At 28.8% G+C, this 16,750-nt stretch carries 13 protein-coding genes; 10 read left to right on the top strand and 3 right to left on the bottom strand.

From position 1 onward, the window contains the following. Positions 1-14: 14 nt before the first annotated feature. Positions 15-1,796: an ABC transporter ATP-binding protein gene (locus NPA07_RS02210; protein WP_126117882.1), complete on the bottom strand. Its 1,782-nt coding sequence runs from the start codon at positions 1,794-1,796 to the stop codon at positions 15-17. 121 nt (positions 1,797-1,917) lie between these two features. Here NPA07_RS02210 and NPA07_RS02205 point away from each other — a divergent pair, with 121 nt between their 5' ends. Continuing rightward, positions 1,918-2,346: an NUDIX domain-containing protein gene (locus NPA07_RS02205; protein ID WP_126117883.1), complete on the top strand. Its 429-nt coding sequence runs from the start codon at positions 1,918-1,920 to the stop codon at positions 2,344-2,346. A gap of 62 nt (positions 2,347-2,408) precedes the next feature. Here the strand turns inward: NPA07_RS02205 and NPA07_RS02200 are convergent, their stop codons facing one another. Next, the gene (locus NPA07_RS02200; protein WP_126117884.1) at positions 2,409-3,338 is read right to left on the bottom strand and encodes an ECF transporter S component; all 930 of its coding nucleotides are present in this window, start codon (positions 3,336-3,338) and stop codon (positions 2,409-2,411) included. 51 nt (positions 3,339-3,389) lie between these two features. On the opposite strand from NPA07_RS02200, the gene NPA07_RS02195 reads away from it, so the two are divergent. Then, positions 3,390-4,943: a phospho-sugar mutase gene (locus tag NPA07_RS02195; RefSeq protein ID WP_126117885.1), complete on the top strand. Its 1,554-nt coding sequence runs from the start codon at positions 3,390-3,392 to the stop codon at positions 4,941-4,943. 98 nt (positions 4,944-5,041) lie between these two features. On the opposite strand, the gene NPA07_RS02190 is transcribed toward NPA07_RS02195, so the two are convergent. Continuing rightward, entirely contained in the window at positions 5,042-6,292 is a 1,251-nt protein-coding gene (locus NPA07_RS02190; RefSeq protein ID WP_126117886.1) for a YitT family protein, read from the bottom strand. A gap of 171 nt (positions 6,293-6,463) precedes the next feature. Here NPA07_RS02190 and NPA07_RS02185 point away from each other — a divergent pair, with 171 nt between their 5' ends. The 8 genes from NPA07_RS02185 to NPA07_RS02150 all read left to right on the top strand — a co-directional run bounded on the left by NPA07_RS02185 (position 6,464) and on the right by NPA07_RS02150 (position 16,197). After that, positions 6,464-8,074 (top strand): M28 family peptidase, encoded by a 1,611-nt coding sequence (locus NPA07_RS02185; protein ID WP_126117887.1) that lies wholly within the window; start codon positions 6,464-6,466, stop codon positions 8,072-8,074. A 115-nt stretch (positions 8,075-8,189) separates the two neighbouring features. Beyond that, positions 8,190-8,768, top strand: a complete 579-nt coding sequence (locus NPA07_RS02180) for a hypothetical protein (protein WP_126117888.1) — start codon at positions 8,190-8,192, stop codon at positions 8,766-8,768. Between the two features lie 45 nt (positions 8,769-8,813). Continuing rightward, on the top strand, positions 8,814-9,185 hold the full coding sequence (locus tag NPA07_RS02175) for a thermonuclease family protein (RefSeq protein ID WP_126117889.1): 372 nt from the start codon (positions 8,814-8,816) through the stop codon (positions 9,183-9,185). Positions 9,186-9,401: 216 nt separating this feature from the next. After that, positions 9,402-11,027: an arginine--tRNA ligase gene (argS, locus tag NPA07_RS02170; protein ID WP_126117890.1), complete on the top strand. Its 1,626-nt coding sequence runs from the start codon at positions 9,402-9,404 to the stop codon at positions 11,025-11,027. 238 nt (positions 11,028-11,265) lie between these two features. After that, positions 11,266-12,474, top strand: a complete 1,209-nt coding sequence (locus tag NPA07_RS02165; RefSeq protein ID WP_126117891.1) for an arginine deiminase family protein — start codon at positions 11,266-11,268, stop codon at positions 12,472-12,474. Between the two features lie 73 nt (positions 12,475-12,547). Further along, on the top strand, positions 12,548-13,591 hold the full coding sequence (gene argF / locus NPA07_RS02160; RefSeq protein WP_126117892.1) for an ornithine carbamoyltransferase: 1,044 nt from the start codon (positions 12,548-12,550) through the stop codon (positions 13,589-13,591). Positions 13,592-13,593: 2 nt separating this feature from the next. Further along, positions 13,594-14,526: a carbamate kinase gene (gene arcC, locus NPA07_RS02155; protein WP_126117893.1), complete on the top strand. Its 933-nt coding sequence runs from the start codon at positions 13,594-13,596 to the stop codon at positions 14,524-14,526. A 12-nt stretch (positions 14,527-14,538) separates the two neighbouring features. Continuing rightward, a complete protein-coding gene (locus NPA07_RS02150; protein WP_126117894.1) occupies positions 14,539-16,197 on the top strand; it encodes an APC family permease in 1,659 nt (552 codons plus the stop codon). Positions 16,198-16,750: the final 553 nt, after the last annotated feature.

Below are 16,750 nucleotides of genomic sequence, written 5' to 3'. Positions count from 1 at the left end.
ACTTATCTCCTTTCTTATTGTTCTAGTTGTGTTTCATAAATTTTTTTATAAAATTCGCAAGACTTGACTAATTGTGCATGCTTACCTTGATCCATTATGGCTCCATTAGTTAGAACCATAATATTGTCTGCATTTTTAATTGCACCAATTTTTTGGCTAATTATTATTGTTGAACAATCATAATTATTTTTTACATTTTCAATAACTTTACGAGTTGTAATATTATCTAAGGCACTAGTTGAGTCATCTAAAATTAAAATCTTAGGTTTTCTTAATAAACTACGAGCAATGGAAATTCTTTGCTTTTGACCACCACTTAAATTTTTAGCACCTTGTGTTACTTTATGATCTAAGCCATCTTCAAATTTTGAGACAAAATCATAAGCACATGCATTTTTAAGAGCTTCATACATTTCTTGCTCACTAGCATCTGGCTTGGCTCATAGTAAATTAGATCTGATGGTTCCAGTGTATAATAGTGCTTCTTGATAAACAACACCAACAGTTTGATGTAAGTTTTTAGTATTGATTTGACTAACTTCATGTCCACCAATTTTAATTGAACCCTCATTGTAAATATAGTTATTTAACAATAAATTTATAAAAGTGCTTTTACCACTACCTGTTGGGCCAATAATTCCTAAGCTTTGTTTGTAAGGTAGTTTAACATTAACATTAATAAGTGAATAAGTTGGACTGGTTTCATAGTATCGAAATGAAAGGTTATTAACATCAAGATCAAAATTGTCAACAACTTTTTTGCCCTCATCTACATATAAAGGGTCAACTTTTGTTTCTAAAATTTCATTCATTCTGCTAGCAGAAACTTTTGCTCTAAACATTGAAGTTAAAAATTGAACAGTCATAATTAGACCAAAACTAATTGAAAATAAGTATTCAATAAAAATATTAACTTTAACAAGTGAGTCACTTGTTGCAACTTCTTTGTACATTTCATTACCAGCAAAAGCATATATTCCAATAATTAGTAAGTTAATTGAAGCAAAGAAAACTGGGACACCAAAAGCAAAAATAAGATTTGTTTTTAATTGAACTTTGTATCATCTATTGTTATATTCATTGAAGTGAAGTTTTCTGCTTTCTTCAAGGTTAAAGGTTTTAATAACTCTTGTCCCTAAAATATTTTCATCAGTTGCTTTTGTAATTTCTTCAACAACACTTTGAGTTTTCTTTAAAAGTGGGTTAGTAGTTAAACCAATGATTAAAACCATTATAAAGATAATAGGTATAATTGCCAAAATGCTTAGCGACATCTTTGCATCATTTAAAATTGCTAAGGTAACACCACCTAGTGCTAAAAAGAACCCTTTAATTAAAACACTAGTTCCATTAACTAAGAATTCTCAAAAGATTGCAACATCGTTCGAAACTCTAGTAATAATACTTTCTGCTTTAAGATCGGCTATATTTTTAAGTGAAAATTTTTGAATCTTAGTAAAAAGTGAATTTCTAAAGAATCTACTACTTTTTTCAGCAGCTCATACAATAGTTATAAATGAACTAAAGGACAAAATTGCTTGTGAAAGTGTTTGAACTACTACTGCAATACTTAAATATTTAATTAAGTCTCGACAAATTCCTCTTACAATTCAACGTCCATCAAAGAATGAAAGGGATACTTCTTTTGAATAATCATCAACAAATAAAAGCTTGATATATTGCGAGATAATATTGGGCAAAAGTAAAGAAAAAATAACATTGACAAAAACAAGAAATGCACCAAGAATGAATGATAATTTAATTTTTGATGGTAACATTTTAATTAATTTAAACATTATTCCTCCTTATTTATTAATAATAATTAATAGTTTATTTATTATATATTTTTTATCTAAATATTGACACTATTTTTAAAAACCAGTAAACTATTGTATAATTAGTTTTGAGGTACATATTATGAGCGAAAAATCTTGCGGTCTTGTTATTTTTAGAAAATTTAAAAAAGGTTGAAAGGTTTTAATTTTAAAGCAAACTAATAATGTTTGAAGTTTTGCAAAAGGTCATGTTGAAGGTAATGAAAATGAAATTGAAACTGCACTTAGAGAAACAAGTGAAGAAGTCAATTTGAATAATTTTAAATATTTTTCTGAGAATAGAATCAGTGATCACTATACTTTACAAAATGGTAATTTAAAAGAAGATGTTTACTTTCTTGCTATTCAACTTGATGACAAAGAACCTATTAAGCAAGAAAGTGAGGTACTTAAAGTTAAGTATTATCCAATTTCAAGAGCTAAAAATAAATTTGTTTATTATAGTCAAAAGAAAATTTTAGTCTTTATGTACAGTAAATTGAAAGAATACTTATCAAGTCAAAATAGATAATTAGAAAAATTCCTAAAAGGACTTTTTTATAGTTCTTTTAGGAATTTTTAAAATCTTAAATTTTAATAAGAAATTTTATTATTATTTTCTAAAAATTTATTTCTTAAATAAATTGTTACTGAAAAAATTGGGCTCATTATTAGTGAATAAATTGGAATAGTAAAAATACTTTTAATTAAAATTGGTATCTTAACTAAATAATAATCTGTACCAAAATAATTCAATGTTCTCTTACCACCATTAATGTAGTTATAATATTTAATATAAACAAAAGGTCCAATTAGTCAACGAAAAATTATCATAATAAAACTAATAATACTAAAGACAAATAAATAATTAAATCACTTTTCTTTAACAATTTTACCTTTGGCAAAAAGTAATTGAAAAAATATGATAACAAATGCTACGACACTAAAATTAAAATATACTAGCAACATCGCTAAAACAATTTTCTTAGGTAAATATTGTGGTTTGTTCCGACCTTTATAATGGTAACCAGCTGAACTTGAGTTTGTTACCACAGTATAAAAGAGCAAAATAAAACCCATTGAAATAATCAAAAGAGGAAAAATAATTTTAAACAAATATGAAGCACGATAAAAAAAGTAATATAGTGAACTTAATATACATATTCCAACAGGAATTAATGCATATAGATAATATCAGGTTCCAATTGTTCCAGTCATAAGCATTACAAAAGTATCTGATAAAATTGCAATGAGTGAACCTTTAAACGGACCAAAAAATATCCCATATAATATAAAAAAAATTACTTCAATTTCAAGGGGGAAAACCTTAAGAATTGTAAATCTTGAAACCATAACTGTTACAAAGTGAAACGATAATAGAAGACCAGCAAGAGCAACATCTAAAACACTAAATCTGAATGATTTAGCAAAATGTTGCTTAAATTTCTGGCTAAATGACAATTGATCAAAAGGTTTTTGCACATTATCATTGCTAGGTATGATAGTTTTTTCATTATTTTTCATTATTTTCTATTATATATTCAAATTTTTTTATTGTTAATATATTATTAATGTATGAGTAATAAATTAGAATTTGGAACTGCTGGAATCAGAGGAATATTAGGTTCTGGCGAAGATCACCTAAACGTTGCACACGTGCAACGTGTTGTACATGGTTTTGCAAAGTACTTAAAGAATAAATATCAAAATGTAAATCCAATTACAGTAGTTATTGGCCGCGATAATCGTAAAATGTCATCAAGTTTTGCTACACTAAGTGCTCAAATTTTAAGCAAATATGATATCAAAGTTATTTTTCCACTATATTTAACACCAACACCTTTTGTTAGTTTTGCAATTTTAAAAGAAAAAGCTCAAGGTGGAATTAATATAACTGCTAGTCATAATCCAGCTGAATATAATGGTATTAAACTTTATAACAATATGGGTAGTCAATGCTTGCCAGATGAAATTGAGCAAATTAGTTCTTACTTTGATGATTATTCAAAATATGATGAAAACCTTAAAGTGCCAAAAAAAGAAATTGCTTTAAGAGATATAAGTAATCACAAATTTTATTCAAAAAAACTTTACGACGAATACATTAGCAAAATTGTTAAGATAGGTGGTGATGTAGACCTGTCAAATATTTCACTTGTTTATTCTCCACTACATGGAACAGGTCGAAAATTTGTTGTGGACATCTTTGAACAATTTGCAAAAAAATATAATATGAATTTGTCAAATGTTCATTATGTTAAAAGTCAAATGTACCCAAGCACATCATTTAGACACTGCAAATATCCAAACCCAGAAATTGAAAAAACATATAACAAATCAATAAAAATTTCTCAGAAATATAACACAGACATTATTTTAGTTACTGATCCAGATAGTGATAGAGTTGGCTTGGCAGTTAAGCATAATGGTGAATATGTGAGATTGAATGGAAATGAAACAGCAACAATTGTTTTCGATTATCTTATTAAAAAAGCAGGCAGACTATCATTAGAAAATAAATATATGGTTTATTCTTATGTATCATCGAATATGCCAGCAATACTTGCAAGAAAAAATAATATTAATGTTTATGAAGTTCCTACAGGTTTTAAGTGAATTGGAATGATTATAAATGATGAGATTAAAAAATCTCAAAACTGTTTGTTTGCTTTTGAAGAAAGTTATGGCTCACTTATTGATGAAAGTCTTGCAAGAGACAAAGATGCAATTCAATCAGTTGCAATTTTGACTAAAATTGCTGCTGAATACAAAGCACAAGGTAAAAGCATAGTTGATGTTTTAAATTCAATTTACAAAGAAAATGGTTATATTGTTAGTGGAAATGTTGAAATTATGACAGATGAAAACACTTCACTAAGTGATATTCAAAATAAATTTATTAATTTAAACATAAGTAACAAAATAGTTGAAGATTTTAATCAAAAAAATGACTTCACAAAATCAAATATGATTAAAATCACGTTTAAAAATGATGATTCATGACTTGCTTTAAGACCATCTGGAACTGAACCAAAAATTAAATTTTATGTTTTTGCTTTCGGCAAAACTAACGAAGAGGCACAATCAAAATTTGATAATTTTGTAAAAATTATTAATGAAATCAAATAAATAATAATTAAAACATAGTTGCTTTGGTTTTTTGCCTAAAAGTCCTGTTTTATAGGTTAATTATAAAAATGAACTTTATTGGAAAAGTTCATTTTTTTCTATTTACTATCAATATATTTGGTGTTAAAGTCGCCTGAAACACTAACAACTGGTTTAATAGAAATTCATAGTTTTGGATCTAGTGCTTTAAGATCTCTAATAATACTGCGTGTTTCTAAAAGTAACATTGTTGTTACTACTGTATAAGTCTTTTTGCCAGTGTAACCACTTGTGCCTTCACTAATGGTGTAAGCATGTCAGTAGTTAATTTTTCTAAAGTAGGTTAAAACAGATGATGGATATGTTACACTCGAAATTTCTAGCGAAACTTTCTTATATTTAGGATATGTTAAATTAATTAAGATATTAACAATAAATATATAGAAGAATGTTGTAAATTCTCTCATTCCAAAAACAGTTCTTATTCCAGAATCTTTATATATTTGAGTATTATTAACATAATCTATTGTTGCATAATTATTATGTGGTTGAACAAAACCAAAAATTATTAAAAATGTTAGTGTAGTAGCAACTGAAATAATACTTAAAATATTACCAATACTCATTTGTTTTTTAGTTGAAAAATAATAAGCAATAATGTCAGTTCCACCTGTTGAGCCACCATTTTTTCAAGCAATCACAATCCCCATTGCAACACATGCTGAACCAATTGCACCGTAAATAAATATTGGCCATGTATTTGGATTCTCTAAATTCTTCCCACCTACATTAATAACCTTAGTTCAGCCTGGTGCAAAATTTATATTCTCATGTAGTCAGTCAATAATATACTTTGTCTGATCTGGTGTTATTTTACCAATTGGTATCGAAACCAGAATAAAGTTAGTCACGATTTGAAACAACATAAAGAAAGTGGTTAATATTGAAAAACTTTTCTTAATTTTAAATCCAAAACCAAGCAATAAGGGTAAATTACATCCTAAATAAATAAGAGCAAAATATGGTTTTGTTATTGGATGAGAAAGTGTAATTAACTGAGGTATTCCACTAAGACCACTTGGTATTGTTTCTCCCCTATTTAAGAACACTTGAACACCAAAATTAAATATTAATGCTGATAAAAATATGAACATTAGACGCCTAGCATACAATTTTGTTAGACGTTTTTTTGCTGATTTGCAATTAGGATTATCCTTATCATAATTGTCGCGAACTAATTCAAGATTATCAAGCGATTTTTCATCGTTTTTTTCAACATTCTCGTCCTTTGATTCAAAATCATCACAAGTATTTTCGTTAATATCTAATTTATCAACATTAAAATCATTGTTTTCTCTGCTACTTTTCATAGTGTTAATTATATACAATTTTGTTTTTTTAATATTATTAAATACTACATAATTGGTTAAAAAAATTCGAATTTTTAACACACGTAATATATGTAGCACAAAAGTGCATTATTAAAAGATTATAATTATTATATATGGCAAAAAAGAACATATATAGAAAAGGTTAATCATATGAAAAAAAGAAATATTATTTTGTTAGGAAGTCTTTTAACTGGCTGTGTTCCAATTATTGGGGTTTCAACTAGTTGTCCATCTAAGCAGTTGCCTAAGAAAGATATTCAAGAAAGTATTTTAGTTGAAGAATTCTATAAAAAATTCTTAACTAGCGTTCAAGGACGTTGAACAGGTAATGCTAATAACTTTAAAGCCACAGATTTAGAAACAGATGGTTCACTAAAAGATATAGGAAATAACAAAACATTTACAGAAACAGAACTTAAAACTAAGTTAATCAATAATCTTGGTATCCAAGTAACTCCATCAAAAGTTAATTATGGTTCTCTGCATGCATATCAATATTTAAAGAAAACTATTGAAGATATGGGCTATAAAAATAATAATCCAGAAGTCATATATCCTCAAAAACTTAAAGTTACTATTGAAGAAAAAGATGTTAATGGTAGAAAAGTTGACTTCTATAATATTGAGAACCAAGGTCAAAGTTTCTTTGAACAAGTTGGAAGTCAAACGACAATAGAAGTTAACGGGAAAGAAAAATCGATTGCTGAGGGTATAACTTTTTCAAAGGACAACAACGCTTTAGCAAATAAACTTTTGGAAAATGGTTTTATTAGCCAAGGATTTTTATGAAATGGTGTTGATAGAATTAATGGAACAATCGGTGCAAATAATATTGGGACCAATATCTGTGTAACAATAAACCCGACTGATTCATCCATTACAAGCGATCCAGCAAAAATTAAAGATTTTTTCATTGTTTCACACTATGACTCAACAGCAGAAGGACCAAAAAAAGCTTCATGAGGAGCAACAGATAACGGAACAAGCGTTGGAACAAATTTGAGTTTGCTAAAATTCTTTTCAAAAGTTGAAAATCAAAAACTGCTTAAGTGCAGATTACACATTCTTTTCGCTGATGCAGAAGAAGTTGGTGTCTTTGGAACCTTTGCATTTGTTCATCAATTTTTAAAAGACAGCAATCTACAAAAATCATCAATAGGCGCATTAAATATTGATACTGTTGCAGGTGGAGATATTCTTTATGTTCATTCAAGGAAACCTAGTAATGGTGGAAATACAGATCCTAAATTAAGAGATAAATTTGCAGAAGTTTCTAAAAAAAGAGCAGCAAAATTAAATAGTGACAAAGAATTGTTAAATATTCATCCAAAAATGCCTCTTGTTAATCAGCAAGGCCAAGGTTTCGATGTTGGTGAAACAGGCGATTGATCAGATCATGCTGCATTCGGGATTGTTGCAAATATTCCAAATGCTAATATTGAAGCAACAAACTTCCATATTTTATCAAGCACAGGTGAATATGATGGTTATTCAATGACTATAAATAAGGCTTTTTGGGAAACTGTCGATCCAGCAGATAAAGAAAAATTGTTAATTGAAAAGAAGAAATATCCAAACACAGATATTGATGTTTATGAACCAAATTTAGCAGAAGACAAGATCCTGCTAAGAGGTAATATTTGACATAGCGATCTAGATACACTCGAGTGGACAGATAAGTACATTGGCAAAAAATTATATGAGCAATTAGATACTGTTTATCAAACAATTATCGAATTCTTAAAAGAAATGACTTTATAGTACAAATTTAACTAAAACAAAATGGGGGCAAAAATTTTCCTCATTTTGTTTACTTATAAAAAGATGATATTTAAAAATATCAACAAGATTATTTAGATTCATTAAGGAAGTAAGTATGAAAAAGAAATTTTATTTAACTCTATTGTCTCATGCCACTCTGCCTTCTATTGCATTTTCTTTATGTTCTACTAGTTGCCATTTTAAAGATAGCAAAATAGATCAACTTAAGCAGGAATTTCTTAAATCATTTAGTATCAAAAAAGCACCTAATCTTGGAGATTTTTTGATTGGTTATTTTACTAATATAAAAGAGTATAAATTTAAAAACTTTGAATTTAATTATGACCATGATAAATTCAATTGCACTATCAATAACTCTCAAAATTCATATGATTACAACACCCAAGAAGCGGGCTTAATTTTAAATGTGGAAGATAAATTTTCAAAAAGAAAATTTCTGCATGAGATTAAGGTGCCTCTCGAACTTGAAGATATAAGCAATATGAAGAGCCAAAGCGAAACAGAATTTTTTAACCAATATCCATATCACAATAAAGACAATTTTGTTATTAATAAAGCAAGTCAAATTGATTTTTATTCCACAAGAGATGGAGACACAATTGATGCAAAAGGAGTCAATGGAATTCGTTTTTCTGGAATTGATACTCCAGAGGCAACGAAAATTAATTTGTAATCTAAAATAAGAGAAAATACAGTTGGAATTCAATATTTATATGCAATGAAGGTTAAATGTTTTGTACATTCATTTCTTACTTCAAATAAAACATTAACTAAACAAGTCCAATCAATTTATGTTGTTCCACAGGAAACAAAAACAATAGGAAAAGATCAACCTTATTTTGATAAATATGACAGAATGGTTGCTATAGTTTTTTTCAAATTGAATAACAGAATTTACAACCTAAATACATTGCTAGTTAGCAAAGGACTTGCAATTAAAAAATATATTTCATTAGATGAAAATAGTGAATTTTACACAAAGAATACTTCATACTATAATGAACTTGAAATATGCGAAAATACCGCAAAAGAAAATAAGTATGGATTTTGAACATTAAGCGATGATGAGTTTAAAAAAGTTTTTCCTTAAGTGTTGCTTAATTAGAATATAGATTGATTGACATTTATTTTTTAAAAAAAACACCAAAACCACTATAAAACAGTTCTTTTGGTGTTTTTAAAATTTAGCTATTTTTACTGTTAAATCAATCATGTTTATTGTCATAAAAGCTTAGCTTTTTACTTAATTAAAAACAATCTTATAATATAATTTAATTAATCAAATAATGATATTTAAGGACCTACTATGAGTAAAAATGAAATTAAAGAAAAAATTTTGGTTTGTTTAGATAAGATTTTAAAAGAATTAAACATTGAAAGAAAAGCAATGTTAATTGATGCTAAAAATTTTGGTGATTTTTCAACTAATATAGCAATGGGTAACAAGGGATATGATCCAATTGAATTAGCTAATACTATTGTTTCAAAACTTAACTTTGATGAACTATATTTAGAAAAAGTTGATGTTGTTAAACCTGGATTTATCAATTTTGCACTTAAAAAAGAAATTTACATTCAAACAATTAATGACATTCTTAAAGCCAAAAAAAATTATGGAAAAGGTAATAATAAAGGAAGAGTTAATGTTGAATATGTTTCAGCAAATCCAACAGGTTTTTTACACATTGGACATGCAAGAAACGCAGCACTTGGTAGTACAATTGCAAACATTTTAGAATTTTCTGGTTACGAAATCTTAAGAGAATACTACATTAATGATGCTGGAAATCAAATTAATGTTTTGGGAAAAAGTACATTTGCAAGATATATGCAAATTTGAGACAAAAAATACCCAATGCCTGAAGACTGTTATGGTGGACAAGATATTGTTTGAGCTGCTAAACAAATTTACAAGGAATATGGTGACAAATTTAAGAGCGAAAAACTTTCTAAGGCACAATTTGAAAAATTTAAATATTTAGCTGTTGATTTATTCTTAAAAGCTATTGCTTCAGATTTAGGCAAATTTGGATGTAAATTTGATACTTGATTTAGTGAAAAATCACTATATGCAAATGACAAAAAAGTTATTAAAGAAACAATTGCAACCAAACTTAAAGATGTTACATATGAAAAAGATGGTGCATTATGATTAAGAACCACAGATTTTGATGACGATAAAGATCGTGTAATTATTAAGAGTGATGGTGACTATACATATCTAACTCCTGACATTGTTTACCACAATAGTAAATTTGTTAGAACGGGTAAAGATAGTACTATTATCGACATTTTTGGTGCAGACCACCTAAGTTACAAGAAAAGAATGGAATGTGCGATGATGACTTTTGGATATAAACTTGAAAATCTAAAAATTATTTGCATGCAACTTGTAAGATTGGTAAAAGATGGTCAAGAATATAAAATGTCTAAGAGAAGAGGCACAAGTTTTTGACTAAGAGACTTTGTTAAATTAGTTGGTAAAGATAGTGCTCGTTTCCATCTTTTAGATAGAACAGCTAATACAAAAATTGACTTTGACTTAAATATTGCTACAACAAAATCAAATGATAATGCCGTTTTCTTAATTCAATATGCTAATGCTCGAATTCATAGTTTATTGCAAAAAACTAAATTAGATGTTAAAAAAATAGTGGCTAGTGATTATAAAAACGAAAGCGAACTAAAATTAATTTCACTCTTATTAGAATTCCCGGAAGTAATTTTAAAATCAGCTGAAAAGTTAGCAACAAATATGGTTACACAATACCTAATTTCACTTGCTAAAGAATTTAACTCATGATATTCAAATGGACCAAAAATTATTGGTGCTGAAAATGAAGAAAGCTTACTTGCATTAATAAAAGCTGTAAGCATAACAATTGAAAATGGATTAAGAGTTCTAGGAATTTCAGCTCCAAAATCAATGTAAAAGTGCTTGGCACTTTTTTTATTTTTATTATTAAACTTTTAATCATTTAAAAAATGAATAAAGTAGTAAAAATCAATAAGTTCTTAAATGTGTGGAAACTTTTACATATTTTTGTTTTTTAAGGCATTAAAAAGGCTTAAAAAAATTTTTGAACTTTATAAATAATATAATTATTATGAGGTATTTATTTACTTTATTTTGTAAAAAATGCTTCATTTTAGTTTTTAAGGAGAAAAGCATGAGTAAAATTAATGTATATAGCGAAATTGGTAAACTAAAAGAAGTTCTAGTTCACACCCCAGGTGATGAAATTAGACGTGTTGCACCATCTCGTTTGGATGAATTATTGTTTTCAGCTATTTTAGAAGCTGATTCAGCAATTGAAGAGCACAAAAGATTTCTTAAAATCTTAAAAGAAAATAAAATTAAAGCTATTCAATTAGATGATCTAGTAGTTGAAACATACAAATTAGCTACACAAGAACAAAAAGATGCATTTATCAATGAATGACTTGATAAAGCGGAACCAGTTCTTGAAGGTTCTCTCAGAGAAAAAGTTAAAGAATATATTTTAGGAATCGGTCAAAAAAACCTTAAAAAAATGATAAGGACAATGATGGCTGGAATTCTTAAAACAGAAATGAACATTGAGTTAGATAGAGATCTAGTTGTAGACCCAATGCCAAACTTGTACTTTACACGTGACCCATTTGCATCAGCTGGTAACGGTATTACATTGAACAATATGAAATATGTTACAAGAAAAAGAGAAACAACTTTCTGTAACTTTGTATTTACAGTACACCCTGACTACAAAGACACACCAAAATGATTTGATAGAACAAATCTAGGTAACATTGAAGGTGGAGACGTATTTATTTACAACAGAGATACACTTGTATTAGGTGTTAGTGAAAGAACAAACAAGGATGCAGTTATGACTGTTGCAAAAAATATTCAACACAATAGTGAAAATAAATTCAAGAAAATTGTTGCTATTAATGTTCCACCAATGCCAAACTTAATGCACCTTGATACATGATTGACAATGGTTGACCGTGATGTATTCCTATACTCACCAAACATGATGTCAGTGTTAAAAATTTGAGAAATTGACCTTTCAAAAGATGAAATTGAAATGGTTGAAAGTAACAAATCATTATCAGACATGTTAGAAAGCATTATTGGTAAAAAACCTAAATTGGTTCCTATTGCAGGTGTAGGTGCTTCACAATTAGATATTGATATCGAAACACACTTTGATGGTACAAACTACCTAACAATTGCTCCAGGTGTTGTTGTAGGTTACTCAAGAAACAGAGAAACCGAAAAAGCTCTTAAAAAAGCAGGTGTTAAAGTTCTATCATTCGATGGTAATCAATTATCATTAGGTATGGGTTCTGCAAGATGTATGTCAATGCCTCTTGTAAGAGAAGACATCGAATAATATCTCAATTTAATTTAACGTACAAACAAAATAAAAAAGAAATACATGACTTATTTATATAATAAGGAGAAATATGCCAATAAATTTAAAAGGTCGTAGTTTAGACAGTGCACTAAATTTTACAACCGATCAAATTAATTATTTGATTGATCTAGCTATTGAACTTAAAAAAAGTAAGATGCAAGGTCTTCATACACGCAATCGTCCATTAATTGGAAAAAACATTGCAATTATGTTCCAAAAAGACTCAACAAGAACTAGATGTGCATTTGAAGTTGCAGCCTTTGACTTGGGTGCTGGATGTACATATATAGGACCTGCTGGTTCAAACTTTGGTAAAAAAGAATCTATCGAAGATACAGCAATGGTTTTGGGTCAATTTTATGATGGAATTGAATTCCGTGGTTTTAAACAAGCTGATGTTGATGCATTAGTTAAGTATTCAGGTGTTCCTGTATGAAATGGTTTAACTGATGCAGAACATCCAACACAAATGCTTGCTGACTATATGACCATTAAAGAATACAAGGGAGACCTTAAGGGTAAGAAAATAGTTTTCGCCGGCGACATTAAAAACAATGTTGCACGTTCAATAATGATTGGTGCAGCCTTTACAGGTATGCATGTTGTATTATGTGGCCCTAAAGAACAAGCTAAACTTATTCAAACAGGAGCAGGATACAAAGAAGTTTACGAAAAATGCCAAAAGTTATTCAAACTTAATGGTGGTTCAGTAACCTTCTCAGATGACAAAATTAAAGCTGCAAAAGATGCAGATGTAATATACACAGACGTTTGAGTATCACTTGGAGAAGATTTCTCATTATTTGAACCTCGTATCAAAGAACTGGGAGAATTCCAAGTTGATATGAAAATGATCAAAGCTGCAAAAGATGATGTAATCTTCTTGCACTGCTTACCAGCATTCCATGATGACCATACATTGTTTTCTGCAGAAATTAAAGAAAAATTTGGTAAAAAGTTCCCAGTTGTAGCAACAGGTGCTATGGAAGTTACTGATGAAGTTTTCCAATCGAAACACAACCGTTCAATTGAACAAGCTGGAAACAGGATGCATACAATTAAAGCTGTAATTTTAGCTACCTTAGGATACTAATTATGTCTAAAATAGTTATTGCTTTAGGTGGAAATGCATTAGGAAATAATCCTATTGAACAAAAAGAATTAGTAAAATTACCAGCATCAAAAATTGCTCAATTAGTAAGCAAAGGACATCAGGTTCTTGTTGGTCATGGAAATGGACCACAAGTTGGAATGATTTTCAATGCTTTTGCAGATGCAAAAAAAGTAAATGAAAAAACTCCTGCTGTACCTTTTGCTGAAGCAGGTGGTATGAGCCAAGGATATATTGGCTACCACATGTTAACAGCAATTACTAATGAACTTAAAAAATCAAAAATTGAGAAAGATGTTTTATACTTCTTAACTCAAACTATCGTTGATAAAAACGATAAAGCATTTAAAAATCCAACTAAACCAGTTGGTCAATTCTATAAAACCAAAGAAGAAGCAGTTGCTGCTAATACACCAGGTTCAACTATTGTTGAGGATGCTGGTCGTGGTTACCGTAAAGTTGTTCCTTCTCCTCTTCCAATTGACTTTATTGGAATGAAATCAATCAAAAAAACTTTTGATGATGGTTCTATAGTTATTGTCGGTGGTGGCGGTGGAATCCCTACCATCGAAGAAAAAAACACCTATCAAGGTGTTGATGGTGTTATCGATAAAGATTTTGCACTAAGCAAGCTTGCTTCAAAAGTTGGTGCTAACTACTTTATCGTGCTTACCGCAGTTGACTTTGTTTATATAAACTACAACAAAGAAAACGAAAAGAAATTAACAGATGTTTCAATTGCTGAACTTGAAAAGTACATTGAACAAAATCAATTTGCTCCTGGAAGCATGCTTCCAAAAGTTCAAGCTGCTATTGCATTTGTTAAAGAAAACCCTAAAAATATTGCTATCATAGCTTCACTCGAGAAAGTTGCAGAGGCTATTGATGGAACAAGTGGAACAAGAATCCACGCATAGAAAGTTTTAAACATGGATAATAAAGAAACAAAAAATGTTCAAGAACCTTCTAAGGAAAAGAAAATATCATTTATTTCGGCTATGCTCATCGTTATCGGTGGTTCAGTTGGTGCTGGTATCTTCTTTAAATCAGATAAAATTCTTGGCTACTCTCATTCTAGTTTAATTCTCGCAATATTCTGTTGAATTATTGCTGCATGTGCAGTTATTGCAATGGGTCTTGCACTTATAGAATTAACTAGTGTAAAAAACGACAACTTATCTCTGATGAGTTGATGTAAAGTCTTTAACAGTAAGCGAATTTACCGTGCTTCAAAAGACTTTATGACATACATTTATTTACCACTTACATACTTATTTATGCCATTTTATGTTATTTTATCATTACAAGATGGTTTAAGTGCATTGACAGGTAATGCAAAATTTGGCACAAATTTTGATTGAATTATTTGGTTGATTATTGGACTTGGAATGTCTGCATACTTCTTAATTGTTCCAGCCTATTGATCAAAAGTAGGTAACATTCAAAACATTGTTGTTTTAGCAATTAAATTTATACCTCTTGTTGCTGTTGTAATCTTGGGTTTTGTTCTTGCTGCTACAGGAAAAGGCGGAACAGCAGATATTAATTGAACAATTCCTAAAAGTACAAAAACAATTTCACAAATAATTAAAGAAGGTGGAAGTGTTAAAGCTTTTGCAGGTTTTGGTGCTGGCTTAGGTGTCTTTATTTCTATTGCTGCAATATTCTTTGCATATGATGGCTTTTATGTTGCTGCTGGCATTCAGTCAGAAATGAAAGAACCTAAGAAAACACCTCTAGCTATTTTTCTTGGTTTAGGAATTACAACTATTATTTATTTAATTATTGCTATTGCGATGTCAATAAATGGTGGCAGTTTCTCTAAAATGTTAGATTTTATGAAATCATTAATGGGAGAAAAAGCTGCAAACATAACATTTGGTATTATTAATATTTGTATTGCAATAGGTGTTTTAGGAATTCTTAATGGATTCTCAATGTGAGCTCCACGTTTTGTAGAAGATCTTCTTGCACAAGGTGACTTACCATTTTGAGAAAAACTACAAGGTAAATTAAATGCAAACAAACCTATTGTTGGTATTATTTACTCTTTGGTATTAACAATTCCTATTGTTATTATATTTACAACAATTGGGGCTCTTGCTTATCTGGATACTGTTGGCTATGGCGACAATGTATATGGTAGTGGAATGGGTAGATTATATTCATTCTGCGACCTAATGGCAGATTGAACTGCTGTGTTTACTTTTGGATTTATTGCTGTGGCAATCTTGGGTGCTATTATTAATAGAAAAACAAAAAAGGTTGAAATTAAAGATAAGAAAAAATATTTCTTACCCGCTGCTTGAATTTCAGTTATTCTAGTATTCATTGGTATTATTGTAACAGTTTTAGTGCCGGTTATTGACTTATTCTTACTTTTTGGCATTGATAATAATATCCTGACAGGAGATGCAAAAAAATCATTAATATTAAGTAGAGTTATGGTTATTGTTGTGTTAGGAATCTATGCCGGATTGTCATTCTTACCTGCTGTATTTGAAGATATTGTTCACAAGGCAAAATTTGGTTCTTTAGAAAAATACGAAGAATATAAAGCAAATAAACTAATTAAGAAAGAATCCTAAAAATTAAAAAAAGTGAAGTTTTGTTCCAATGAAACTTCACTTTTTTATTTTTTTGTATTAATGTCTATAGGTGGATCACTTTTATAATTTTTGTTAATATTTATGGGCACTTCACTTTTATAATTTGCAATCCTCAATAAACAATGAAAAAAATAACTTTTAATGTGAATACTTGTTTAATGTTACTTGAATTAACTTATTAAAAATTAAAATTTCGTATATGAAAAGATTTCCACAATTAAATTAAGAATAATAGTAAATAAAATGCATAAATAAACAGCAAAAAGTAACTTTTTACATTAAAATTTGCTGTTTTTTGACTTTTTTATTATCTTGTAGTGGCAAGGGTAATGTTCCTGTATTTAATCAAGAATTGCACACTGACAAGGACATATATTGTTAATCATCTTCTATTTTGTCCAATTTTTAAGGTTGTAAAAATTATAGCCAAAACACATAAAAGTTTGGCTATTTTTTAACCAAAACAGCAAAAAAATGTGTTATTTTTTTGTTTTTGTGTGTACAACATTAAGGTTCACCGCGTTTTTTTAAA

Source organism: Mycoplasmopsis caviae (assembly GCF_024498215.1).
Classification (GTDB): Bacteria; Bacillota_I; Bacilli_A; order Mycoplasmatales; family Metamycoplasmataceae; genus Mycoplasmopsis; species Mycoplasmopsis caviae.
The sequence above is the reverse complement of the archived record's forward strand: the minus strand, read 5'-3'. Positions and strand labels throughout refer to the sequence as shown.